This is a genomic window from Alcaligenes sp. GW821-FHT11D07 (genome assembly GCF_058808495.1).
The window spans coordinates 1,304,180-1,328,977 of the sequence record NZ_JBXART010000001.1 but is presented as its reverse complement, the minus strand read 5'-3'; the positions used below and the strand labels follow the sequence as shown (position 1 = coordinate 1,328,977).

21 protein-coding genes and 1 tRNA gene are annotated in these 24,798 nt (G+C 54.3%); 4 read left to right on the top strand and 18 right to left on the bottom strand.

Annotation, left to right across the window (positions count from 1 at the left end; translation table 11 throughout):
• Positions 1-68: 68 nt before the first annotated feature.
• From AC1RSM_RS06140 to AC1RSM_RS06095, 10 genes are all read right to left on the bottom strand, one after another.
• Positions 69-1,139 carry an ABC transporter ATP-binding protein gene (locus tag AC1RSM_RS06140; RefSeq protein ID WP_492930479.1) on the bottom strand — a complete coding sequence of 357 codons (1,071 nt, stop codon included), beginning with the start codon at positions 1,137-1,139 and terminating at the stop codon, positions 69-71.
• The gene (locus AC1RSM_RS06135) at positions 1,136-2,902 is read right to left on the bottom strand and encodes an ABC transporter permease (protein ID WP_492930477.1); all 1,767 of its coding nucleotides are present in this window, start codon (positions 2,900-2,902) and stop codon (positions 1,136-1,138) included. Before AC1RSM_RS06135 ends, AC1RSM_RS06140 begins: the two co-directional genes overlap by 4 nt.
• Positions 2,903-2,972: 70 nt before the next feature.
• Positions 2,973-4,058 carry an ABC transporter substrate-binding protein gene (locus AC1RSM_RS06130; protein ID WP_492930475.1) on the bottom strand — a complete coding sequence of 362 codons (1,086 nt, stop codon included), beginning with the start codon at positions 4,056-4,058 and terminating at the stop codon, positions 2,973-2,975.
• A 104-nt stretch (positions 4,059-4,162) separates the two neighbouring features.
• The gene (locus tag AC1RSM_RS06125) at positions 4,163-6,691 is read right to left on the bottom strand and encodes a sensor histidine kinase (RefSeq protein ID WP_492930473.1); all 2,529 of its coding nucleotides are present in this window, start codon (positions 6,689-6,691) and stop codon (positions 4,163-4,165) included.
• Entirely contained in the window at positions 6,691-7,365 is a 675-nt protein-coding gene (locus AC1RSM_RS06120) for a response regulator transcription factor (RefSeq protein WP_492930471.1), read from the bottom strand. The genes AC1RSM_RS06125 and AC1RSM_RS06120 overlap by 1 nt, the downstream gene beginning before the upstream one ends.
• 83 nt (positions 7,366-7,448) lie before the next feature.
• Positions 7,449-8,927: an L-aspartate oxidase gene (gene nadB, locus AC1RSM_RS06115; protein WP_492930469.1), complete on the bottom strand. Its 1,479-nt coding sequence runs from the start codon at positions 8,925-8,927 to the stop codon at positions 7,449-7,451.
• Complete coding sequence (gene nadA / locus AC1RSM_RS06110) at positions 8,927-10,060, bottom strand: quinolinate synthase NadA (RefSeq protein WP_492930467.1); 1,134 nt, start codon at positions 10,058-10,060, stop codon at positions 8,927-8,929. The genes nadB and nadA overlap by 1 nt, the downstream gene beginning before the upstream one ends.
• Positions 10,061-10,284: 224 nt before the next feature.
• Complete coding sequence (locus AC1RSM_RS06105; RefSeq protein WP_492930465.1) at positions 10,285-11,331, bottom strand: NADP(H)-dependent aldo-keto reductase; 1,047 nt, start codon at positions 11,329-11,331, stop codon at positions 10,285-10,287.
• Between the two features lie 61 nt (positions 11,332-11,392).
• Positions 11,393-13,150: an amidohydrolase gene (locus AC1RSM_RS06100; RefSeq protein ID WP_492930463.1), complete on the bottom strand. Its 1,758-nt coding sequence runs from the start codon at positions 13,148-13,150 to the stop codon at positions 11,393-11,395.
• Positions 13,151-13,448: 298 nt separating this feature from the next.
• Positions 13,449-13,865 carry a YkgJ family cysteine cluster protein gene (locus tag AC1RSM_RS06095; RefSeq protein WP_492931475.1) on the bottom strand — a complete coding sequence of 139 codons (417 nt, stop codon included), beginning with the start codon at positions 13,863-13,865 and terminating at the stop codon, positions 13,449-13,451.
• A 458-nt stretch (positions 13,866-14,323) separates the two neighbouring features.
• Between AC1RSM_RS06095 and AC1RSM_RS06090 the strand changes: the two genes are divergently transcribed.
• Positions 14,324-14,400: transfer RNA gene (locus AC1RSM_RS06090), tRNA-Val, on the top strand.
• A gap of 156 nt (positions 14,401-14,556) precedes the next feature.
• Here the strand turns inward: AC1RSM_RS06090 and AC1RSM_RS06085 are convergent.
• Complete coding sequence (locus AC1RSM_RS06085) at positions 14,557-15,786, bottom strand: tyrosine-type recombinase/integrase (RefSeq protein ID WP_492930461.1); 1,230 nt, start codon at positions 15,784-15,786, stop codon at positions 14,557-14,559.
• Positions 15,786-16,040 carry a helix-turn-helix transcriptional regulator gene (locus AC1RSM_RS06080; RefSeq protein WP_492930459.1) on the bottom strand — a complete coding sequence of 85 codons (255 nt, stop codon included), beginning with the start codon at positions 16,038-16,040 and terminating at the stop codon, positions 15,786-15,788. The genes AC1RSM_RS06085 and AC1RSM_RS06080 overlap by 1 nt, the downstream gene beginning before the upstream one ends.
• A gap of 282 nt (positions 16,041-16,322) precedes the next feature.
• Here AC1RSM_RS06080 and AC1RSM_RS06075 point away from each other — a divergent pair, with 282 nt between their 5' ends.
• Positions 16,323-16,598 (top strand): HNH endonuclease, encoded by a 276-nt coding sequence (locus tag AC1RSM_RS06075; protein ID WP_492930457.1) that lies wholly within the window; start codon positions 16,323-16,325, stop codon positions 16,596-16,598.
• Positions 16,599-17,040: 442 nt separating this feature from the next.
• Here the strand turns inward: AC1RSM_RS06075 and AC1RSM_RS06070 are convergent, their stop codons facing one another.
• On the bottom strand, positions 17,041-18,552 hold the full coding sequence (locus AC1RSM_RS06070) for a DNA cytosine methyltransferase (protein ID WP_492930455.1): 1,512 nt from the start codon (positions 18,550-18,552) through the stop codon (positions 17,041-17,043).
• 157 nt (positions 18,553-18,709) lie between these two features.
• Here AC1RSM_RS06070 and AC1RSM_RS06065 point away from each other — a divergent pair, with 157 nt between their 5' ends.
• Positions 18,710-19,501 (top strand): hypothetical protein, encoded by a 792-nt coding sequence (locus AC1RSM_RS06065; RefSeq protein ID WP_492930453.1) that lies wholly within the window; start codon positions 18,710-18,712, stop codon positions 19,499-19,501.
• A gap of 61 nt (positions 19,502-19,562) precedes the next feature.
• On the opposite strand, the gene AC1RSM_RS06060 is transcribed toward AC1RSM_RS06065, so the two are convergent.
• Positions 19,563-21,251: a DNA cytosine methyltransferase gene (locus AC1RSM_RS06060; protein WP_492930451.1), complete on the bottom strand. Its 1,689-nt coding sequence runs from the start codon at positions 21,249-21,251 to the stop codon at positions 19,563-19,565.
• 152 nt (positions 21,252-21,403) lie between these two features.
• Between AC1RSM_RS06060 and AC1RSM_RS06055 the strand changes: the two genes are divergently transcribed.
• Entirely contained in the window at positions 21,404-22,168 is a 765-nt protein-coding gene (locus tag AC1RSM_RS06055; protein ID WP_492930449.1) for a hypothetical protein, read from the top strand.
• A gap of 30 nt (positions 22,169-22,198) precedes the next feature.
• On the opposite strand, the gene ssb is transcribed toward AC1RSM_RS06055, so the two are convergent.
• The 4 genes from ssb to AC1RSM_RS06035 are packed head-to-tail and all read right to left on the bottom strand — an operon-like array spanning position 22,199 to position 24,727.
• Positions 22,199-22,711 (bottom strand): single-stranded DNA-binding protein, encoded by a 513-nt coding sequence (gene ssb / locus AC1RSM_RS06050; RefSeq protein ID WP_492930447.1) that lies wholly within the window; start codon positions 22,709-22,711, stop codon positions 22,199-22,201.
• Positions 22,695-23,192 carry an HNH endonuclease signature motif containing protein gene (locus tag AC1RSM_RS06045; protein WP_492930445.1) on the bottom strand — a complete coding sequence of 166 codons (498 nt, stop codon included), beginning with the start codon at positions 23,190-23,192 and terminating at the stop codon, positions 22,695-22,697. The genes ssb and AC1RSM_RS06045 overlap by 17 nt, the downstream gene beginning before the upstream one ends.
• Positions 23,193-23,825, bottom strand: coding sequence for a lambda exonuclease family protein (locus AC1RSM_RS06040; protein WP_492930443.1), 633 nt, complete (start codon positions 23,823-23,825; stop codon positions 23,193-23,195).
• Positions 23,822-24,727: a recombinase RecT gene (locus AC1RSM_RS06035; RefSeq protein WP_492930441.1), complete on the bottom strand. Its 906-nt coding sequence runs from the start codon at positions 24,725-24,727 to the stop codon at positions 23,822-23,824. The genes AC1RSM_RS06040 and AC1RSM_RS06035 overlap by 4 nt, the downstream gene beginning before the upstream one ends.
• Positions 24,728-24,798 lie beyond the last annotated feature (71 nt).

Genomic DNA, 24,798 nt, shown 5'->3' with positions numbered 1-24,798 from the left:
GCTTACAAAAGTTTGCAATCAGGGTAAACCAAGAGCCGGGTCCAGCGGCTCTTGGTGGTAGAGCGGATCTACGATGGGTAAATCCACAATTTGGAGGCCGGAATCTGCAAGTGATGCAGGCCACCCGGTATAGGCTCCGGTCCGAAAGCACGCAAAGTGCCTGCGGAGGGATCACTCATGCGAAACACGTGCTCCCATTTGTCGCCCAGATACATGCTGGTAGACAGTTGCATAGGCAGAGTGTTGGGGCCGGGCTGGCTATTTAGTTGCACTTGCTCCACCCGGATCACCGCCGTTGCCTGTTGGCCGGGCGTCAAGGTTGCGCCCGCGTGGCCCCACAACTCCCAGCCGGGCCCGCTCAAGCGGGTTTGCTGATCGCGTTGCTCGCTGACCGTGCCTTGCAAGCGGTTGTTGGACCCCATGAACTCGGCGGTGTACAGGGATTTGGGCGAGCTGTAGACCTCTTGCGGGGTGCCTTCCTGTTCGATATTGCCGCCATTTAGCAGCAAGATGCGATCAGAAATGGCCATGGCCTCGGCCTGATCGTGGGTAACCATCAGGGCCGACAGGCCCATCTCCACAATCAGCTCGCGCAGAAATACACGAGCCTCTTCGCGCAGCTTGGCATCCAGATTGGACAGGGGCTCATCCAGCAAAATCACAGGCGGGTTGTAAACCAGGGCACGGGCAATAGCCACGCGCTGTTGCTGCCCACCGGACAACTGGCTGGGATAACGCTCCCCCAAGCCCTTCAAACCTAATTGATCCAAAATGGCGTCTACTTTTTGGCGGCTGTCTGCTTTGTTGACCTTACGCAGCGTCAAGGGGTAGGCGACGTTTTCCTGCACCGTCATGTGGGGCCACAGGGCATAGGACTGGAACACCAGACCCAGATTACGATCTTCGGCAGGCAGATCCAGACGCGCCTGGGAGTCGTACAGAACTTGGTCGTTGATGGCAATCCGTCCCTGGGAGGGTTGTTCCAAACCCGCCACGGCGCGCAGCAAGGTGGTCTTGCCACTGCCTGAAGCACCCAGCAGGGATACTACTTCACCTTTGTTCAGGCTCATGGACACCCCTTTAAGCACGGGGTTGCGATCATAGGCCAGATGGATATTGTCTACAGTCAGCTCGGTCATCGTAGTTTCACTCCGAAGCGCAATGCGATGGTCAGGCCAATGACCACTAGCACGATATTGATAAAGGACAGGGCGGCCACAATGTCGATAGCACCGGTGGCCCATAAAGAGACCAGCATGGAACCAATAGTTTCTGTTCCGGGCGTCAGCAAATAGACGCCCGTGGAGTATTCCCGTTCGAAGATCAGGAACATCAGCAACCACGATCCGATCAGGCCAAACTTCGCCAAAGGCAAGGTAATTTGGCGGGTCACTTGGCCGGGGCGAGCACCGGTGCTGCGTGCTGCTTCCTCCAGCTCCGGCCCCACTTGCAGCAGGGTGGAAGAAATCAGGCGTAAACCGTAGGCCATCCACACCACGCTATAAGCCAGCCAGACGCTGAAGATAGTGCTGCGCAGGGCGCGCAAGGGGCCGACGACGGCGCCACGCAACCATTCGGACATGGGCAGAACGGATAGCCAGCCGTTTTCCAGGGACTGGTCCAGCCACATGGGTACAAACAGGAACATCCATAAGAACGCCAAACCGGCCAGCAAACCGGGCACCGCGCGTGGTACCAGCACGCTGTAATCCAAAAAGCGTGTGATGCCGTCGGGCTTGCGGTGCATGGCCAATCCAATAAAGGTGTAGCAGGCCACGGCGACCGCTCCGCCGATCACACCAATGGCGATCGAGTTCATGATGGCGCGCAAAAGATTGGCTTGCCCGAACACTTGCCTGAATGCGTCCAGAGAAAGCACGTCAAACAGCGAAATGCCTATCCCCCAGTTAGACACGAAAGCACGCAACACCACCCCCACGATAGGCACGATGACTGTGAAGAACAGCCATAAGGCAACCAAGGCCGTGGCCGTCCAGCGCCAGCGGCCCAGTGGCAGGGGGCGGGCTTGGGAGGCCTTGCCTTTTACTGTCACAAAGCGATTGGCGGTGCGCATCAGACGGCGTTGCAGCATCACTAGCGGGATGGTCATGGCAATCAGAATGACCGCGACGGCTGCCATCAAGTGATAGGAGGGGATGCCCAACTTATTGGTGAGCTTGTACAAATAGGTCGCCAGTACCAAGTGGCCTTCAGGATCACCCAGGACCAGCACCAGACCAAAGACTTCCAGGCCCAGGAAAAACAGCAGCACACCGGCATACAGGATGGCTGGTCGCACCATGGGCAGGCTGACCGAGCGCATCACCTGCCAGGGGCTGGCACCGGCACTGCGGGCGGCTTCTTCTACGTCCGAGCCCATGCTGCGCAAGGCCGAAGAAATGTACAGATAGGCGTGTGGAACGTGAGTCAGCCCGGCAATGATGACGATGCTGGTGAAGGAATAAATGTTCCAGGGGACAAAGCCGATTAGATCCAGCGTCCAGGTGGAGAAAAACCCGACCGGGCCGGCGGCCACAATATAGCCAAAGCCCAGCACCATGGGGGATACAAAAATCGGGACCAGAATCAGCGGTTCGATCCAGGTACGGCCGGGCAAATCGGTTCGCACCATCAGGAAAGCTAGAATGCCCCCCAAAGGAATGGAGATGGCGGCCAGGCCAAAGGCCATGATGAAGCCACTGCCCAGCGCTTTGTAAAAGTCCGGGTCGTCAAAAATGAAGCGGAAGGCATCCAGCCCCAGAGACTTGTCAGCCGCGAAAAAGGGGGCGGATAGCAGGCTTTGGATGATGATCAGGCTGAGCGGCACATAGATGGCCAGGGCCGTCACCAGGACGACGATATGGCGCGGCCAGGCCTGCCACCGAAGGCGTAAGGCATGCATGATAAGGATTCCAGGCGGAAAAGAGACGGGGTAGCGGCCAGGCCGCCACCCGATTCAAAGACAGAGTGTCTTATTTATTGGCGGCAGCGCGCCATTGCTTGATGAAGTCCAGGCGCTCTTTCTGCTTCAGAAAGTCCAACAAGGAGGCGTCCACTGGAATGGGAGTGAGCTCTACGCCGGCCAGTTTTTTGGTCAGGCCGTCCACATCATTGTCGCCTTCCACATCAGAGCGGATCGAGGCCAGTTCGGACTTGTTGGCCAGTACGTCCTGCCCGTCTTTGGACAGCATGTAGTCCATAAAGACGCGCGCTGCATTGGGGTGCTGTGCTTTCTGGCTGATGAAAGCCACACGTGACAAGACCAGGGTGTAGTCCGAGGGATAGACAATGCCGATGGACTTGTCTTTGACGGCACGGGTCTCCGCGTACGAGCCCAGCAAGTTGTAGCCAATCAGGTTTTCACCGGAGCTCACGCGTTCCATCATCGTGCCGGTGGAGGACTGCAAGACCAGGTTGGCCGAACCTACCCCTTTGATGAAGTCCCAGTAGCTTTGGCCCTTCTTGCTGTCTTGAGCGGCCAGCATGTAGCCTACGGCGGATTTTTCAATATCGTAGGTGGTGACTTTATTGCGGAAGCGGTCTTTATCGCTTTCAACCAGTTTGGCCAGTTCTGCATGAGTCTTGGGGACTTCCTCGGGCTTGATCAAACGGTTGTTATAGATGAACACGGTGGGCTCGTACGTCGTGCCGAAAGCCTTGTTTTCCCATACCGCCCAACTGGGCAAAGACGGGATTTCTGGAGATTCGTAACTGGCCGCGTAATCGGTTGCCAGACGCATGGCCGAATCCATGGAGGAGCTCCACACAATGTCACCACTATTGCTGCCCGAGGCCTGTTCGCTGATGTAGCGGTTATACAGCTCGGTGCTGTTCATGTCGTGGTATTCGACTTTGATCTTGGGGTGGGCCGTTTCAAAGGCGCTGACCAGGGGGCTGGCCGCTTTGGTATCGGTCGTGGAATAGATGATGACCTTGCCTTCTTTATCGGCTGCGTCATTCAGATCAGTTTGAGCCCAGGCCGCTTGGCCGGCCATCATGCTGGCGCTTAAGGATAGGGCCAGCAAGGTCAGGCGGCGAGCGGGAGTAAATGTTGACATCAGGAGTCTCCTTGGTTCAGTGTCCCGTCGTGGCGCGGGACTTAAGAGGGATCAATGTCATTTCATTGTGTTGACTCATGCTGTCAGCAACCTGTCACCTCCTGTCAGGGAAGCGTGCGCAAGCTTGCAGGGGTATCAGTGACCAGGCGCCGCCAGTTTTGCAGGAAACGTTGCCGCCGCGTGTGATCCAGGCCAACCAACAAAGTGGGGTTCAAGACCAGGGGTTGAATGATTCCAATGGTTTGATTTTCAACGGTTTTTGTGAACCAGCTGCCTGTTTCGATTGCTTTTAGCGGACCTAATCCGGCAGGACCGCTGATTATTTCCTGGCCTCGGGCAGAGAGCAGATAGTCGATAAAGAGGGCCGCTAAATCCGGTCTTTGAGCCTGTTTATGGATCAACGCGCTGCGGGTAAACACCGAGACATAATCGCTGGGAACGACGATCTCAATCTTGGACCCTGCCTTTTGGCGAGCCAGGGCATACGAGCCCAGCACGTTGTAGGCAACATCCAGCGTGCCGTTGTCCAAATCATCCAGAATGGCGGCGGTATTGGCATACAGCCGCGTACCTACGCGTCCCAAGGCGTTGGCCATGCCCCAAAAGGTGGAGGACGTGCGTTCGTCGTACAGAGCGAACAGATATCCCACGCCGCTGATCTGAATATCATAGGTGCCCACCCGTCCCATCAGATCGTCACTATTGCGTTCCAGTAACTGCAACAGCGCCTCGCGGGAGGCCGGCAGATCAGCAGGCAGGCGGGAGGGGGCGTAGGCGATGACGGCGGGCTCCAGCGTGAAGCCGAATACCTCGTCACGCCAACGCGCCCAGCCCGGCATGGCCTGGGTCAAGTTGGAGCTGTGCGAGCGGGCGTAGCCATCATTCGCCAGCTTGACTTGCAGGTCCGAGGCGGAGCTGATGAGCAGGTCTGTTGCGGGCAAACTGCCCTGAACGGTGTGCCGATACAGAGCGCTGGAGTCCATCTCGTGATAACGGATGCGTAGCTGAGGCTGGGTTTGCTGGAAGTCATGCACCAGCACTTCAAAGAGCTCCGTATCGGTAGGGCCCGCGATGACTAGCAAAGCCTGATCTTGCGGCGCTAATTTGGAGGCCAGGGCAGGATAGTCGTGGCTTCGTATGCCCATGTCCACACGCAAAGCCGACTCCTGGGCATGAGCGGATTGGGGTTGAGCGATCAGCCCTAGTCCGAGCAAGGCCAGGGCAGCCAGAGTGCGGCCGGCGGTCAGCCCAGCTTGTGCAGCATGCAATTGAGCTGGGAGTTGAATGCGGACCGTCAGCCCCTGCGGTGCATGGTCGCGCAGCAATAAAGTGCCCTGATGGGCTTGCACAACCGTGCGGACGATAGACAGGCCCAGACCGGAACCGGGACGCCCTTGGCTGGCCGGACCGCGCTGGAAGCGTTCAAGCAAACGGACTTTGTCTTCGTCGCTGATACCCGGCCCGACATCAGAAACATCGAATACGACCAGCCCCGTGGGCCGAGTGTAGACACGTACTGAAACGTGCTGCGTGCTGTAGAGCATGGCGTTATCGATCACATTGCGCAGCATTTCCCGCAGCGACACGTGATCGCCCAAAACCTGAGCACGCCGGGCCGAGGGGGTGATATGCACTTGCAAGCGATGTGCACTATCCGGATCGACTCGGCCCTGAATTTCCTGCACCAGCGAAGCCACGTCCAGCGGCCGCATGGTGCTGCGATCCAGCCGATGGCTGACGGTGGCATCCATCAGCAGCTGATTGAGCAAATGAGTGGCATGGGTAGCATTATTCAAAATACGCTGAAGCCGTGGGCGTATGGTTTCGGAGCTAGGCTCGTCCAGCGCTAACTGGGTTTGCAAATGGACGGCGGCCAAGGGAGTGCGAATTTGATGAGCGGCGTCAGCGACCAAGTTGTTCAGTGTCCCAACTGCTGTTTGCAGGCGCTGCATGAAGGCATTCAGCGTTTCCACCAAACGGCGAATTTCTTTAGGAACGGGGGTGTCGATGGCTTGCAGATTGTCGTGAGAGCGTTCTCTCAGGGCATTTTCCAGCTCGGCCAGTGGCGCGAAGGCCCGTCGTATCCCTAAACTGGTAATCATCAGCGCCACCAGAATCAGACCGGCCAGCGATAAGGTGCTACGGCTGAGCAGTTCATCGGCCAGTGCCTGCCGTGTCCCCAAGGTTTCCGCTACGCGTATGGTGATCCAGCCCCGGCCCAAGGAGTGCTCGCCCGTTAGCAGACGGCCTATGGTGGCGATGCGCACGGGTGTGTCTTGATAGGAAATGGTGTCGTAGCGCGGCTCGGCACTGGTGGCCGCAGGCAGACTGGCTCCCAGGTCTGGATAGCCAGAAATCAGGGTGTTAGCGGAGTGGACGCTATAAAAAATGTGCTCCTGCTCTGGGAGCATGGCCATGGCCGAGTAGGGCAGTTCAAGCGACAGTTGGCCCTGGTCGATTTGAATGGCATTGGCAATGGTCAAAGCCGCCGCTTTTAACAAGCGATCATAGGCAGAGTCGGCGGCGCGTTGGGCGTATTGACGAGAGGCCAGCCCCAGTGCCAGCAAAGCCACCGCCAGCAAGCAGACTGCCAAGGCCAGCACGCGATGTTGAATAGAGAGGGGGCGACGCATCAGTGTTCATCGCCCAGGCTGGCCATATAGCCGGTGCCCCGTACTGTATCGATGCGGATGGCAATGTCGCTCAGTTTGCGTCGTAGACGCGACACATGTAGCTCCACAGCGTTGGGGCTGCAGTCTTCATCAAAGTTGAATAGCTGGGTCATCAGGCGATCTTTGGTCACCACCTGTCCGGCCCGGCTCAGCAGCAATTCCAGCAAACAAAACTCGCGCTGACCAAATTCGACGGTCTGGTCCTTGCAGTTGATGCGTCGCGCCGCGACATCAATGCTCAAGTGACCTAATTGCCATAGCTCCGCTTGAGTGTTGGCAGGACGGCGCATCAAGGCACGTAACCTGGCCTCTAGTTCGCGCAGATCGAAAGGTTTGACCAGATAATCGTCCGCCCCTAGGTCCAGCATGGATACGCGGTCCTCGATTTCGGACCGGGCCGTCATGACCAGAACGGGCAAGCTGGGGGTTTGGCGGCGCAGATGGCGCAGGATGCTGAAGCCATCCTGATCGGGCAGCATGATATCCAGCAGTAGAACGTCCCAATGGTCCATTTCCAGATAGCGCAGGGCCTGTTTGCCGTTCATGACCCATTCCACACTATGTCCACCGGCGCTTAGCCGGCTGGCGATGGCTTCTCCCAGGTCCTCGTTGTCTTCGACCATGAGTAATCGCATATTGTCTCCATCCGATGGGCTCCTGCACGTAGAGGGGCCTCTTTCTATGATTTTTTTATTCTAGCCCATCGACGTACCCGGTTTTAGTTCATGCGGAAATGGGCTCCCAGGCTAAGAGGGCGCGCCAAGGCCGCTTGGATGACAAGCCAGGCGGTGTCCAGTTGTAGGCTAAAGGCCTGCTGTTTGGGATTTGTGGGGTGAGCAGGGCCGATCGCGTCGCGCCAGCCTTCCAAGGTTTCTAAAGCGTGGCTAAGTCCCGCATGATTGCGCAGCAGGCCGACATGCTCTTGCATCAAGGCACGCAGGGCGGACAGGGTAGGAAGGGCAGTTTTGTTTGCGGGCTTGGCCTGGGGTGGCGGAATCAGATTTACATGCGTAGTGGGCTCGCAGGAAGCGATGGTTTGCGCCGCTGCACGCCCCATGACCACGCATTCCAACAAAGAGTTGCTGGCCAGACGATTCGCGCCATGCAAACCGGTGCAGGCAACTTCACCCACGGCATACAAGCCAGGCACTAAGCTGCGTCCCAACAGATCGGTTTGAATGCCGCCGCAACTGTAATGGGCGGCCGGAGCAACAGGGACCCAATCGTGGCGCAGATCCAGCCCTCGACTCAGCCCTTCTTCAAGAGCACGCGGGAAATGATGTTGCAAGGTTTCGGCACCCAGATGGCGGACGTCCAGCCAGACATGATCACTGCCATCAAGGCGCATTTGCGAGGCAATGGCGCGGGACACGATATCGCGAGGTGCCAGTTCCGCGCGCGAGTCGTAGTCGGGCATAAAGCGGCGTCCTTGGGCATCCAGTAAATAGCCGCCTTCCCCGCGCAGGGCTTCAGTCAGTAAAAAACCAGGCCCCTGGGTATGCAAGCAGGTGGGATGAAATTGGATGAACTCCAGATCGCGCAGTTGAGCGTCAACACGCCAAGCTAAAGCCACGCCTTCGCCCAGGGCGCTGGCCGGGTTACTGCTTTGTGCATACAGGCTGCCTAGTCCGCCGGTGGCCAGCACCACATGGTCGGCGCTCAGGGTTTCGTAGGAGCGGTTTTGCTGGTCATAAATATCCACCCCCGCGACCCTGCCTTGTTCGTTCTGACGTAGAGCCAAGGCTTGGCAGTACGGACGCTGACGTATATGCGCAGACTGCTTTAATGAAGTGGTCAGGGCTTGCATAATCGCCTGACCGCTGGCATCGGCAGCATGCACAATGCGCCGCTGACTATGCCCACCTTCACGCGTCAGATGCAGTTGGCCGTCAACCGTTCTATCAAGTGGTACTTGATGCTGCAGTAGCCACTGCACAGCCTGGGGAGCAGCGGCCAGTATCTCTCGCAGCTTGTCGGGATCGGCATGATGGGCTCCGGCCTCCAAGGTGTCCGCAATGTGTTGCTCCAGGCTGTCTTCGGCACCGAGCACCGCAGCTAGACCGCCCAAGGCCATAGGGCTGGCCCCGCAAGGGGCAGGCGCAGTGCTGAGCATGGTGACGCTCATCGTGGTGGGTAGGGACAAGGCCAAACTCGATCCTGCCAGGCCACTGCCGATGATCAACACATCGCTATGCATCAGGCTGCTCCCACGTTTTGAAAAAGAGAGTCGTGTTCTGCCAGATCGGCTCCCACACGCAAGCTGCTTTGTTGCGCAGCCGCAAAATCCATCATGCGTTGCAGGGAACGTCGCGCGCCTTCTCGTAAAGCTGGATCAATCTGAATGCCGGGGCCGGGTTGATTCAAGCGTTCAGATAAGGCCTCCAGGCTGTTCAAGGCCATCCAAGGGCAATAGGCGCAGCTTTTGCAGGTGGCACTTTCACCTGCTGTGGGCGCAGCCAAAAAGGTTTTGCCCGGCGCCTGCTGACGCATGGCATGCAAAATCCCTTGATCGGTTGCCACAATAAAAGTGTTGGCAGGATGATTGATCGCGGCTCGAAGCAACTGTGTGGTCGAGCCCACCACATCGGCCAGAGCAACCACGCAGGCGGGGGATTCGGGGTGCACCAGCACTTGGGCGTCCGGGTAGTCCTGAAGCAGCGCTTTCAAACCATCTGCCTTGAACTCGTCATGAACCAGACAGGAGCCTTGCCACAGCAGCATGTCTGCACCTGTTTGTTTTTGAATATAAGCACCTAGGTGACGGTCCGGGGCCCACAGGATTTTTTTGCCCTGAGCATGCAGATGGCTCACGATGTCCAGAGCGATGGAGGACGTGACCACCCAATCCGCCTGAGCTTTGACGGCTGCGCTGGTATTGGCGTAGACCACAATCTCCCGGTCAGGATGTGCATCGCAAAACTGTTTGAAGTCTTCGGGGGCGCAGCCCAGATCCAGGGAGCAAGTAGCCTCATCGTGTACGGCCAAAACTCGTTTTTCAGGACTGAGTATCTTGGCGGACTCCGCCATAAAGCCTACCCCTGCCACCAGCACGGTGCTGGCAGCATGTTCCTGGCCAAAACGCGCCATCTCCAAAGAGTCTCCCACGCAGCCCCCGGTTTCCAACGCCAGGTCTTGAATGTCGGGATCGGTGTAGTAATGCGCCACCAGAACAGCATCTTGGGCTTGCAACTGTGCGGCCAAAGCGTGTTTCAGGGCCGCTTTATCGCTTGCGTGGATGGGTTTAGAGGGGACTTCGTGCCACGTGATTTGCCGGTTCAGCACGTCTTGACCATTGGGCTGGCAGACGTCAATAGGATAACGCTGAGTCATGATTGTCCTTGATGCTCATTTTGAGCATAAATAAGATAAAAAAAGTGGGAAATGCAATTTTTCAATGGGTGAGTCAGGTGTCTCTTTACGTGTCTCTTTTATTATGCTTTTTTTGAGCATAAATAAAAAAACGGCGTGCTGCAAGCAGAAAAACAAATACCGGGGGTAGCTAAAGAGGGGTGCCCTGCTTTGAAAGCACGCTGACAAAGCAGGGGAAAGGCCAGTTAGGGCGCGGGATTGGGGGTGTGGCTATGGATGGTGTTGATCTTGGCGATCAGCTCATCGCTCAGTTGCACATCCACACTGGCAATGTTCTCGCGAAGTTGCTCCAGCGTGGTGGCACCAATCAAATTACTGCTGGTGAAGGCTTGCTGGTTTACCCAGGCCAAAGCCAGCTGTGTGGGCGTCAAACCATGCTCACGGGCCAGTTCGTTATAGGCCAGTGCGGCTTCGCGGGCGCGGGGGGCGTCATAACGGGTAAAGCGCTCGTACAGCGTCAGACGACCTTTTTCCGGGCTGGCGCCGTGGTCGTATTTGCCCGTCAGCACACCCATGGCTAATGGGGAGTAAGCCAGCAGACCCAGACCCTCGTAGCGGCAGAACTCGGACAAACCTTCTTCGAATACACGGTTTAGCAGGTTATAGGGATTCTGAATGGTGGCAATCAGTGGCAATGAGCGCGTGCGGGCCAGCTCCAGAAAACGAGACACGCCCCAAGGGGTTTCATTGGAAACACCAATATGGCGGATCTTGCCTTGACGCACAAAATCGTCCAAAACCGCCAAGGTTTCCTCAATGGGTACGGTGTCTTCTTCTTTCCAAGGGTAGCTGCGCTGCCCGAAGGTGATCGTGCTGCGGTCTGGCCAATGCAGCTGGTACAGATCCAGATAGTCTGTTTGCAGCCGGCGCAGGCTGTCATGCAGGGCCTGTTCCAGATTTTTTCGATCCAGGCTGGTAGTGCCGTTACGGATATGGCCAGGACGCTTTGGGTCGCGTTGTGGACCGGCAATTTTGCTGGCCAGCACGATGTCCTTGCGGCGGCCCGTTTTAGCCAACCAGGTGCCGATATATTGCTCGGTCAATCCCTGAGTGCTGGCCATAGGGGGCACAGGGTACATCTCGGCCGTATCAACCAGATTCACGCCCAACTCAAGGGCAAGATCCAGTTGAGCGTGCGCATCGGCTTCGCTGTTCTGCTCCCCAAACGTCATGGTCCCTAAACCAATCAGGCTGACGTCCAGGTCGGTATTGCCCAGCTTGCGGTATTTCATTTGCTTCGACTCCCGAAAGCGCAGGGCCGGGCGGCCCTACAAAGCGTGCATGGTAGCGTATTTAGTTCGCTTTCCGGAGAGCTTCTTGGTCTGCGTTGTAGACCATTCGGCCTTTGAACAGGGTCATCAGCACTTTGGTGTCGCTAATTTCTGAAGGGGCTATCTCAAACAAGGGCCTGTCCAATACAATCAGATCCGCGGATTTGCCAGCCTCCAGCGAGCCGGTTTCTGTTTCTCGGCCCAAGGCTTTCGCTCCGGCCTGCGTAAAGATTTGCAGCGCTTCGCTCAGGTCCAGTGCTTGGTCGGCTCCTAACTGCTCGCCGGGGCGTTGTCCGTAAGGATTGGCGCGAGTTATCAGGGCTTCGATAGCGGGCCAGGGGTTGTTGTCTTTCACTCCTGATGGCCAATCCGAACCGGCAATAATCGCCACTTTTTGATCCAATAAAGAACGGGCCTGGAACATGGTTTTGCCGCGTTCACCTACCACGGAGCCAATCGCATCTGTCAGCCCGGATGGATACCAGATATAGGGGGAGAAGTCGGCCGCTACGTTCAAACCCTTGAAACGGGACTTGTCCTGATCATTCACGAATTCCGAATGGGCCAGTTCGTGCATTACACCGTTGGAGCCATTAGCTTTGCGCGCTTTTTCAATCGCATTCAAGGCCACCCGAATGGCGCGGTCTCCGGCTGTGTGCATCTTCAGACCATACCCGGCGCCATCCAGATGAGTCACCACACGGTCCAGCTCTTTTTCAGGAACAACCAGCGCGCCCAAAGCCAGCGGGTCATCGTGATGTGTATCCACATACGGCTCCAGCATGGCTGCGGTATGAGCAGAAGTGGGTACGCCATCGGTGTAGATTTTGACGTAATTGGTTTTCAAGTCTGGTCGGGCATATTGCTTGCTGATCCGATCAATTTCCGCAAAATCAAAAATATGTTTGCTTTCCTTGCCGGAGATTCGGATTGCTGTAGCTACATGCGCATTCAAGCCTTCCTGTTGATCCAGATTAAAGTAGGCGCGCACCACGGCTTCGCTGGCATCAGCATCCTTCAACCCTGTGATACCAAACTGATTGGACTCTTTGATGGCATAGCGTGCCGCCTTCAGATATTGCTCGTCCGTCCAGTCAGGGACAAAGGAACGAATGTAGCTGTTGGCCTCTACAAGAACCCCATTGGGTTCGCGGTTACCTGCCTCGTGTTTCACCGTCATCCCGCTGGGCGGGGTGAAGCTGGCATCAATATGCAGCAGGCCGAGTGCTTTGGAATTGACCCAGGCATTGTGGCCGGTGTCGTCAGTCAAGACGATTGCCTTGTCGCCTGATACCGCATCAAGCCACTGGCGCGGAGACTCAATATTATGGGTTTTAAAGAAATCGCTATCCCACTGGCCACCTTGAATCCATAGCGTTTCACTACGCGCCACGCAGGCTTTGAGCGTTTCTGCCAGCACATCAGGGCTGACCGTGAAAGGAAAATTGCACTGGAACAGATGTTTCAACCCTCCCCACACAGGGTGGGAATGGGCCTCATTAATGCCGGGCATAGCCATTTTGCCGCCCAGGTCAATGACTTGGGTATGTTCGCCACGGGCAACTTGTAGGTCTGCCGTATTGCCTAGTGCTGCAATTTTTCCGTCGCGGATGGCGATAGCCTCTACCCAGGCCTGATTCGGGTTTTGCGTATAAATACGTCCGTTCACCAGCAGCAGGTCTGCCGCAGGGGAGGCGGCCAGCGCGAGTGAGCTGCCAGCGCCCAGTGCTGCCATGCCCGTTAAGGACGCGATCGCCAAACGCGAGAGGGTGAAACGCATATCTCTTTGCTCCAATATTGTTATAACTAAGTTTCCATATTGTTGGCGACCTTCCCAGCCCATTAAAGCGAGGAGGTAGGTCGCATTTGGAGCCTCTAGACTACTGCGATAAAAGCAGCGTTTCTATAGGGGGAAACACAGTAAGAGATATACGTATAGATAAAAAAGACTAGCAAGACGTATGCGCTAATGCTATTTCATAAAAAATCTTCAGGCATGAACTTACGGGAAATAAAAAAGCCTCTGCAAAAAACTTGCAAAGGCTTTGTTGGAAGAAAGGCGTGTTGAAGTGAACGCCTTATGCCGCTTCGTTGTGTTCAGGCAGTGCGGGTGGGGCAGGTGTAGGCCGATTGGGCAGGAGCGACAAACCATGCTTGGTCCGCAAACGCTGGCAGTCTACATTCGGGCTGCCATCCAGCTCCCAGATTTGATAGTCACGGCAGGGCGTGGGGCGATCAGGATAGATCGCGCAATGAATACCAGGCTGACCTAAGGTGCCGCGCAAAGCCGTACAGCGGCCTTCGCCTTGCTCCGTACCCTTCATGCAGGCGCGCAGCGGACCAATTTTGGTGGTTAACTCGACTGGCACAGTGCCCCCTGTTTCACCACTTAATTCGCCACTATAAAAAGACACCCGAAAGTGTGAGCAGCACACCCCGCAGCTCAAACAGGGGTTCTCATCGAAGATTTCATCATTGGGCGGCGTGTAAAGCACCGCCTCCAGCGCCGTTTCCTGAACGCCAGGTAGATCTACTAATTGAGCAAGGGTAGGCGGGAGAGTAGAACCAGTCATTGGGTAGGTGTCCCGTGGTTGCTGCAGACCTGCTTTAGACGAAGCAGGCAATCTGCAAGCGTAAAGCAATTATTTTATTTTTGCGCGGAGAACTTGAATAGAAAAATCGTGTGTAAGCAGGGCGGCGTGATGCAGCCGAGAGACAGATTGAATGTATCTATATGTTTCTCTGTCCTGTGAGAGCCGTACGGAGGTGAAATTCTAGAAATCGGATGATTTTTTAGGTTTTATTTATAAATCAAAGGATTAGGTCTGTTTTTCGCGTTTTTACCTGGTTCCGGCACATCAACAAGAAAAAAAACATCCTCTTTTTTATAGAAAAATGCAAAATAGTGTTGACAGCCCCATAGGGAAGATCTATTATTTCATTTCTTCACCGCAGGCGGTTAGCTCAGTTGGTTAGAGCGCTACGTTGACATCGTAGAGGTCGCTGGTTCGAATCCAGTACTGCCTACCAGAATACATGCACACAGCTCCAAGCTGTGCCAAGAAAAGCCCCAAAGATCAATGCTTTGGGGCTTTTTTGTTGCCCAGCGTTCCAAGCTGCGCCAAGCCCCGCCAAGGTATTTTGGGGGCATGAATGGGGGCACGGACGAAACGAATGGGGGCATGGCTATTTTGGTGCTTTCTCCAACTGCGCGTCCAGGTAATCCGACCACCACTGCATTAGTTCATGGCGCTCTGCCATGTACTGGGCATGGTTGTAGGCACGGCGCACCTTGTTGCGATCACGGTGTGCTAGCTGCCGTTCAATTACCTCTGAGCGAAAACCGCTTTGCTCGTTCATGATGGTGGAAGCCAAGCCACGAAAGCCATGGCCCGTCTGCAGGCCGCCAAATCCCATAATCTTTAATGCCCGGTTCATCGTCTCACTGCTGATAGGCGTAGAGCGAGGGTTATGAACGCCGGGGAACAGAAAAGAGTGGCGTCCGGATAAAGCCCTCAGTGACTCCAGGATTTGAATGCTTTGGCTCGATAGGGGCACCAGGTGATTTGCGGCGCTTTGTTTTTGGATCAGACGGCCTTTCATGCGCTCAGCAGGGATGGTCCATAGCGCATTGGCCATATCAAACTCTTCCCAGCGCGCCCATCGCAGCTCGTTCGTGCGTGGGAAGGTGCGCATCATCAGAAGCAAGGCGTAGCGGGTTTCTGGGCGGCCGTGATATTGCCTTATCCGCTGTAAGAGTAGTGGCAGGGCGTCTTCATCAACGTGTGGGTAATGCTGCACCGGTGGCCGCTCCTGCAGGAATTGGCGTAGCCCGTGCGTGACATCATTGTTGGCTAACCCGACTCCGCACGCATAGCGAAAGACCATACCGACGGCTTCCAGTACTCGTGATGCCATTTCGAGTGCGCCGCGATGCTCTACCGTCTGAATGATCTTCAACACGGCTTTTCCAGTGACTGCCTCAATCGGCATCTTACCGATGACGGGGTACACGTTCGCCTGGAGTGCGTTGCGTATCCGCTGGAAGTATCCAATGCTCCAACTCTTTTTGCGAACCTCCAGCCATTCATTGGCGACAATCTCGAAAGAGGGGGGCAGGTGCGCCGCGGTGGCGATGGCAGTCAGACCTGGGTCCACGCTCTCCGCCAATTCCGTTTTCGCTTCTTCGCGCATCTGGCGAGCTTTGGCCAAGCTGACCTCGGGATAAGAGCCAAAGGTCAGCCGGCTTTCTGCTTTCGATTGAGGGCGGCGATACTTCAGGCGCCAGCGCTTGGCACCGCTGGGTAACAGCTCCAAGTACAAGCCACCTCCATCGAATAAGCGATTTTTGCCGTCGGGACTGTACTTGGCGGATTTGCATTGCGAATCGGTCAAGGGAGGAATGATCTTGGCCATTACGGTTTATTTACCTCTTTAGAGTAGGTGGTGGGGCTGCTCAGCCAGGCAAGAATGTCTCGGCCACGCCATACCGTGCAAGACGAGCTCAAGGCTTCGCCCGCTGGTGCACGGCCGTTGATGATTCGTTTTCGCCAGGTCTCGCGGCTAAACGGGATGCGGTCAGCGAACTCGTCCCACCGGTACAGGCCTTCGGGGTGGATGGTGGGGGCGCTTTTGTGAGCCGCTGCCATCGAGTTGTTGGGTTGTGGCATGGTTGTGTTCTCCATTAAAAAACCGGCGCAAGGCCGGCTGGAATCATTCCTTATTCGTACAGGTTGAAATGGCTTGTTGTTGTGTTTCAGCCGCAGCTTTTAAGCCAGTGCATCTGCTTCACCCTATAATCAAGACCGCCACGGGAATGCTCCGTGGGGGAGCGGCGATCTCTGCCACGTTCCTGGTCAATGTGCGTCTGCACGGACCCATGCCTCAGACGGGAAACTGATGAGACATAGCCTTGATGGCTGGCGCCTTTTCTTAATTGATTAGGAGCCGCTATGGCTAAGACACCACTTCAAAGAGCTCGTGAACGAGCATTCAAACTTCAAAATGGTTGCTGCTTTTATTGTGGGCAGCGCATGAACCAATCCCCCCTTACAAAGTGCACTGCAGAGCATCTCCAGGCTCGCCGTGACGGCGGCCGCATAGTTGGGAACATCGTTGCCGCATGTCTGCACTGCAACAACGAAAGACATAGAGCTGAGCAGCCAATGGCCCCTAAAGCGTGGCGTGCCTATGTTATTAATGAGGTAAGGTGGGCGACTCTTGCTTAGGGGGAAGCCGCGATTAGCAGTGGAGCATGACTTTCCTTTCATAGTAATGATTCAGCAGTAAGTGCTGGATCTATTTGGGCGCTGTCAAAAGCATAGAGAGCTACACTTGGTGTGCTTATTTCTCGGGGGAAATGAATGGTGACTAGGGAGTTAATGCGAGCATGGGTTGTATTGGCGCTTCAAGCCAATGAGGAAAAGAAAGCATTTCCTAAAGACGTTGCCAGGTACATATGGGAAAACTACAAGAACGAGCTAATGCGTTCTGGAGACATGCTGTATACGTGGCAATACGATGTGCGTTGGGCTGCACAGGATCTTAGGAATTCAGGTGTTTTAAAGCCAGTCAACGGTAGGAGAGATTTGCCGTGGGAACTGGCCTGAATGTCACGGGAAATCGGGAAGTTGGGTCGGGTTTAGTCTGGGGCTCGTACCAGCTTCATTCCTATTGGTCTGATCTGCTCTCTACTATGTTTATTCGTTCGCCGATCCAGCGTACGACCGGGACGCACCAAGAGTTGCCTAGTGCACGAAAGCGAGGCGTGTCGGCGCTTCGTTTACCTGGGAGAAGGGTGTAGCCGTCTGGAAACCCCATCAGTCGCTCATGCTCAAGTGGGGTTGTTGTGCGGATGCCTTGCTCTTCCAGCACATAGCCCGTTCGGTCATCGAAAGCGCGTGCCCCTTTTGCCGTGAGACAAGGGTGAACTGTCCGCGGACCCCATCGCGCTGAGCTATCCCCTTTAAAGCTCTCTTGCTCAAAAAGAACCGCTGCGGCACTTCGCCGGCAGTCACCAATATCTCCGATAGATTCACACAATCCATCGGCTTCGACGATGAAATCAAGCCACGCCTGAACCCGCTCCACGTCTCCAAAAAGGTCGCTACTTGTGTGTCTCGCATAATCTATAAATTCCTCTATCGCGATCAAACACGATGACGCCGCGCTCCAAAAGGGCGGGGATGATTGACTCAAAAGAAGAGTGAGCCTTCCGATGAGCAGCGCGGCTCTTGAACACGTAAAGATTTGCGCTTGAGTTGTTGAATTTGTTGGCGTCGATGTGATGAACGATTTCATCACTTGATAAGCGTCGTCCAAGACTTTTTTCAACGACTGTTCTGTGAGAGTAAACGGGCTTTCCATTGGCGAAACCATCAATTGGCCTTCCGGCGTGCGTTCCTTTTCGCTTTCTCCATGGGACGCATCCGATGCGTTTTGCCCTGCTTGATGTCTCAGAAACGCTTCTGCCAAGTTGTTGCGCAACAGAGGCCAGTTCTCTTGATCCCCAAGAATCCCGAATAACCGCATCCTCCTCTTGAGTCCATCTCTTGAGAGGGACGCTAAGCCCGAGTTTCCCAGCTCTTTTCCGAATCTGCTGGATGCCTCTATCAAGATGCTGTGCAATATCTCTTGCAAGCATTGAGCGATAGTTAACGCGGATGAATCCGTCTTCTGTTTCAGTAAATCGTCTCTGTGTTGGCCGCATACAAATACCCGTCGTCTTCTTTGTGGTACACCAAAGAATTGTGCATCAAGTATTTCAATATCGAAAACGTACCCAAGTTCTTCGAGCATATCCAAGAAGCTAGCAAAATCCCGTCCTCCGTTACTGGACAAGACGCCGGGGACGTTCTCCCATACCAGCCATTTGGGGCGATATTTTGCAGCAATGGCACCAAAGGTGAGCATGAGGTTGCCACGTGGATCATCCAGTCCTTTTCGCAATCCGGCGACGCTGAATGACTGACAAGGGGTTCCTCCGCAAAGAAGGTCAATTGGCTCATCGGGCCACTGCTGAAATTTGGTCATGTCGCCCCAGTTAGGGGTATCGGGGTAGTGGTGGGCCAGCACGGCGCAAGGGAAGGGCTCTATTTCACTGAAAGCGACTGCCTTCCAGCCCAGCGGATTCCAGGCAACAGAAGCTGCTTCAATGCCCGAGCAGACGCTCAAGAAGCGCATAGACACACCGGCGCGGTTGCCGGCCTCCATTAAGGTTGGTTGAGTGTGGGAAAAGAAAAACCCCGGTTGAGTAAATCAAGCGGGGTTATGGGGTGTTGCTGTATTCGTGATGCTTCATAGGAGGGATGTCCTATGCCCGAGACGAACCGGATCGACTATGATCTCTGAAGTCATTAGTAACAAAGTCATCTGGAGGTCATGGGTGGGTCGGGAAAAGTGCAGATGTGATAGAGACATGCTTGGGGCCTTAATAGCTGGCTTATTGCTTGGTGTGGTGATCGGGCTAGCAGTCATTACGCTTTTTTTTGCTCAATCTTGGGTGCTTGGGTCTATCGCCGTTGTTTTCTGCGTAGTGTTGTATCTAGCGCTCATAAATATGCACCAGGCTGAGGGCTGGTCTAGTCAAATCCAAGCCATAAGTGCCTTTTTGGGAGTTTGTGTATCAGTAATTGCTGTTGTTGTGGCGTATAGCACCTTCAAAGGAGTCGAGGAGAGCAGCGCTAAGGAAATGTATAAGGATTATTTAAATTTGGCTTTAGAGCATAAAGAATTTGCAAAGCCATCGATGAAGGCTCGAGGTAGGTATCCTGACGATATAGAAGTTAAGGATGAAGTTGCTTATGAGTTTTATGTCGGACAGTTTTTGTATACGGCTGAGGAAATACTGAAGATTAGTAATTCAAATGTGTGGGAGGCGATTTTGGGGCTTCAGATTTGTTATCACATTAATTTTATAAGTACATATGAAATTGGTCTTTATCAGCATGGTTTGAGGGAGGGTGAATTGAAGGATAGCCCGTATTATTCAGAAAAATTACAAAAACTTATTAATAAAATTTACACTGCTTCAGTTTTTCACTCTTCGGAATTGGATGCGAATAGCAAATGTTATTGTGATTTATTGATTGAAGTGGCTAATGGTTTCCCTAAGAGTAAATGTATTAATTGATATCGGTTGTGATGAGTGAAATGGTTAGGTTGCTCTAACGAGTAAATTTGCAGCTATATTTTTATGCAACTTTCTCCCGAGGAGAAAACTGCTGATCGGAGTAGTTGGCCCGCACCAGAGCATGCGCCAAGGGTGGGCAGACGCTGTTCCCGCACATGCGGACCTGAGCCGTCTTAGTAAGTGGGCTGCCGTCAGGCTTGCGGTCGATGATGTACGAGTCAGGAAAGCCTTGGGCGCGGTAGAGCTCGCGTGGGGTCAGCATGCGTAGGCCAATGTCCACGATCTGGTAATCGACGCCATGGACAGTCACCAGCCCGAAGCGGTCTTTGGTGGTCACGGTGTGCAGGGGCTCACCCATTTGAGGGTCTTGGTCTGTGCCGTAATACTTGAGCAGGAAGGCGCGTACTTCGCCCACATGGCCACCGCCGGCTGTCAGTGTCGGCATGGGATCTTCCTGGCTTTGGCCAAACTGGTTATTGCGCAGCTTCACCAAGTGGCTTGTCACCAAACCTGCAGGGCAACCGGACGCCGTAACGGTGTTCAATGGTTGCTCAACATCGCGGATGCCGTGGCTAAACCGTTTGCCGCCTGCCTTGCCTTCACCATGCCCCATATGGATCAGGTTGGCCGTAATCAGACTGTGGTGATCCACGCTGGTAACCGTACCAATAGGGTCTCGCAGGTCGCTGCCTACCACGCCGGTATAGTGCTTGGCTAGGAATGCAGTCACGATGGAGGCGCGGCTATCCGTGGTGATCGTATTCAGTGGTGTATCAGCTTGGCGCGGCTTCTGACTGTAAGTAGGGCCACTTGTGGCTGCCATGAAAGCCGTCACCATTCCCATCACGTTCCCTGTGCTCATCCGTTTTGTCTCACCACCGGCCGTAACAGTGTGCAGCGGCACATCCAGGCCTGTGCCCACCGAGCCAGAGCGAAACTTTGTGATGAAGCTGACGCCACCCGGCACGATGAATGGGTCCTCTGCCTCTATCACGTACCGCATCACTCCCTTCGCAATGCGTCGGCATGTCGCATCAGCAAGGGGGCGCTTGCGCTCAAAGATGGATGGAAATGGGATGGACCAGTCGATGATGTTCGATGCTGGGCGCCAGGCGAGCTGGCCTTTGGCCGGTTTTGCAAAGTGGGTTTGCTGCGGCCAGATGATAGGCAGGCCATCACACCGAGCCACCATGAAGAAACGCTTGCGAATAGTCGGAGCGCCGTAGTCGCAAGCCCGCAGCTCCTTGTATTCCAAGCGGTATCCAAGGGCGCGAAGCTGTTCCTTCCAGAGTTGGAATGTCTGGCCTTTGCGCTCAGGGCAGGGCATGCCGTCATCAGTCAGCGGGCCCCAGGTCTGAAACTCCTCCACGTTCTCAAGAATGATCACGCGGGGGCGGACCGCCTTGGCCCACTTGACGACGACCCAGGCCAAGCCACGGATGCGCTTGGACACCGGCTTGCCGCCCTTCGCTTTGCTGAAATGCTTGCAGTCAGGGCTGGCCCACAGCAGGCCGACTGGCCGCCCGCGAGTGGCAACGTGTGGATTGATCTCAAACACATCACTGACATAGTGCTCGGTCTGAGGATGGTTGATGGTGTGTAGGGCAATGGCCTCCGGGTCATGGTTGACGGCAATATCAACGTGCCGTCCCAGGGCCTGTTCTAATCCGGTGGATGCGCCACCGCCGCCAGCGAAAAGATCGACCGTGATCTCCGAGGCGATGGGCAACAAAAACTGCTTGGTGGTCATGGGTTGATCCTAGAAAAGAAAAACCCCGTTGAGCGAATCAAACGGGGTTGTGGAACGGCAGATTTTAAAGGTGTTCTATTTTATAGTTTGTGTACGTAAAAGTAGCTCGCTAAGCGTTACACTTTTGATTCTATAAGACGGAGGGTTTAGTAGTGGATTTTGGAAAATTTAAAATATGGAATGAGCCTTGGTTTAAGGAAAACTGGGTTAAATCCTTGGTTGGCTTCTTAGTTGATTTCTTAGTTGGCTTCTTAGGTGGCTTCTTGGTCGGTATCTTGGTCGGCAGTTTTGCTGGCTTTGTATATTACAGTACAGATAAGCAAGGCTTGATTGGCGTCGTTGGTACATGGGTGACCGGGGTAGCGGCAACATCTATTGCGTGGCTAGCCTATAGAGACCAATATAAGAAAAAAGAGAGTACAAGAAAATATACAGTTCATAAAATTAAGAATTTACAAGAAGACCTTGCTCTAGGGATGTTTGGTATTTTTGATTTAATAGAAGTATGGGGAGGGCGGTTTGATAATTGGGGTGGTGAGAAAAAAACCATGTTGGATATACTTGGTTTACTTAAAAATGACAAAAATTGGCCAGATTTAATTATTGAGTTGGATAGTAGGGATTGTTTTTCTTTTGAGGAATTAAAGGAAATGGAAGGCCGTGATTCAAATATAAAAAAAATTAGAAGAGAGATGGTAGGCGTTTGTAGTAAAAGATATGGCTATGATAATGTTAATGAAGTTAAGGCATACGAGGGTATAGTTAATAATATGAGGTGTATTTCACGGGAATTGAGTTATGTCTCTGGGGATACAAAACAAAAACTAGATGAGTTATTGGAGAAGGCCGATCAAGTGTTGATTGATGTGAAGTTGCTGCCGGAACCTGATTATGATTATGCGGATCTTGAGGATTAATCAAATACGAGGATCCGAACATATTTTGTCTTAAATGCAGTAAGCATTCCTAGAAAGTAGAGGGGCGAATGGAATGTCATCGTCCATATCTGCCAGGTTGCCGGACGAGGGCGGTGGCGCCTGTCGCTGCTGATCACGCCCAGTGGCATCAGCGTAGTTGTTGCGCTGCTGGCCCTGTGGCGGTGAGTTGGGTTGCTGCGCTTCCCCGTCACGACCGCCCAGCATTTGCATTTGCTCGGCAATGATCTCGGTCGTGAAATGCTCCTGATCATCCTGGCCCTTCCATTTACGGGTGCGCAGACGACCTTCTACGTAGACGGGACGGCCTTTGCGCAGGTACTCCCCCGCGATTTCAGCCAGACGGTTGTAGAACACCACACGCACCCACTCGGTTTCCTCCTTGCGTTCGCCTGTAGCTTTGTCCCTCCACGTTTCAGTGCACGCGATGGAGATATTGCATATCGCCACTCCCTCGGCTGAGTATCTAACCTCCGGATCTCTGCCTAGGTTGCCAATCCCGATCCATTTATTTACTGACGCCATCTCGTCTTACTCCGTTCTGAATTGCGATATGCCCAGCGTGCTGGCGGCAAATTCCGAAAGCTGATGCAATGTCCTTGTAAGGAATTCCCTGCTTTGCCATTGCCACTATTTCAGCTTCAACATAGGCTGATATTTTTGTTTGCGGCAGAGCGAACCCTTTGGCTTGCCGCCCCTTTGAGACCGCGTCTTGCATATTCTCTTTCCTTGTTCCTAGGAATAGGTGATCTGGGTTGATGCAGCGACGGTTGTCACACGAATGACAAACATCCATTCCTTTAGGAATGTCCATACGGTTTGCTAAACGGTAGGCGTGTCGGTGGGCATGGTCGGCCTTGCGCCTGATTGTCGCTCGGGCGTAACCGTTGGCCTGCACACAGCCTTGGTATTCCAGGCATCCAGTGGCAGTTTTAATGCAACGCTCCAGCAGGTGAGTAAGGCGAGCCGCATCGCCTGATTTAGCCAGAGTTGTGAGCCCAGCCATTTAAGCCACCTTCTGCTTAAGATTTCGGATGTGCGATTCGACTCGGCCGGCGAAGTGCTGCAGCTTCTCTTCCATAGCTTCAATAAAGTCGTCGTTTCGCTCGACTCTCTTGATGAATAAGTGCTTATCCACTGGCTCAAGCTGGGGGGCATACATGATGAAGTCGCACCACTTTCGGCCAGTGATCCACATTCCCCCCTGGATCTGATGTTCGTATTCAGAGAGGTCACCGGTTTCCCACATCTCTACCAGCTTGCGGGCAGAGTTCGGGCACTTGATTTCTATAAGCCCGTCATCGTCAACGAAGCCGTCTGTGGAGTAGCCAAAGACGCGATCATCTGTCAGGACAATGCCGGATTCCTCGGCTAAGTTGCCCGTTTTGGCCTCATACGCAATTCGGGCTAAGGGCTCTAACTCGGTACCGCGGCGCATCTCCCATGTGACGTACGTGTCCTCAGTCGTTTCGCCATAAATCCGCTCAATGGCCACCTTGTACGCATAGTCTTTGCTGGCTTGGGAGAAGTCCCCGCTTTTGAGGGTAGAAACGGCGTCAGAGAATTTGCTTGCGGTGATTACGCCTGCTCTGGCAGCAAACCATTCGGGGGTTCCTTGAGTGCAGTTAACGAAAATCATGCTTCCTCCATTTCAACTGTTTGTGCCGCTCTGAGGCGCTTTAAATGAGCGAGGTAGGCGTCCTTTAATGCCTGATGGTCCTTAGGCTGATTGGCCAGCAGGCCGTTTTTCTCTGCCCAGTAGGCTTTCATCTGCTCAATCGCTTCGGTTGAACGCAGCCCGTCGATGATTGGCGTCGGGTCGATGTAGTCGTCATGGCGTTGTTCTGCCGCCATCTGTGCCAAACCTTCGCCGCTATCGGCATTGAGATGGTGAATGGCCTTGTCCAGCCGGTCAGTCTTAGGCCAATACTTGTAGGCTCGCTTCACCACCGTCTTTTTCGCCATCTCGCCATAGTCGGTTTTCCATGGCGATGACTTGCCAGACTTCACCGATTGGGAGCGATTCATGATGGAGTCAATCTCGTCCTTGTTCATGCAGTCAGTCAGATAGTCCCCGTCGGCGGTTTTAACTACCACATACACGCCTACGATGGGCCCACGCTCTTTTGAGAATGGGTTGTACTGGTGGGTGGGTGGCTTATCAAAGCCGTTCAAAGCAAAGGCATCCTGGTCGTAAACAAGCTCAGCCTGAGCCCAAAGGATTGACCCTGTAGACATCGCCAGATCCATCAGACCCATGTAGCTGATATCGAGGCAGATCTTGCCGTCTCGTGGGACTAGATACGCTTGCCGCTTGGCTGGGTTCAGGCTGATTCCAATGGCCGCGATGTTTGTCACGGCATTGGTGACTGACTGCTTGTTTTTGACGGCTATGCCCATGGCGTAGTCATTGGCTGTCAACGTCTGGATGGCAAAGCCAGCCTCGCGCTCGAAGTTCAGTGAGCGGTCCACCAGCACAGAAGAAAAAGCGTCTTCGGCGCCGTAGACATAGTTGCTAATGGTGTCTAGTGCTGTGCTCATGTCATGCTCCAATCGCTCGGGCCGCCAAGGTCGGGCCGAAAAAAAGCAGTCCGCAGACTGCTATGGCAATG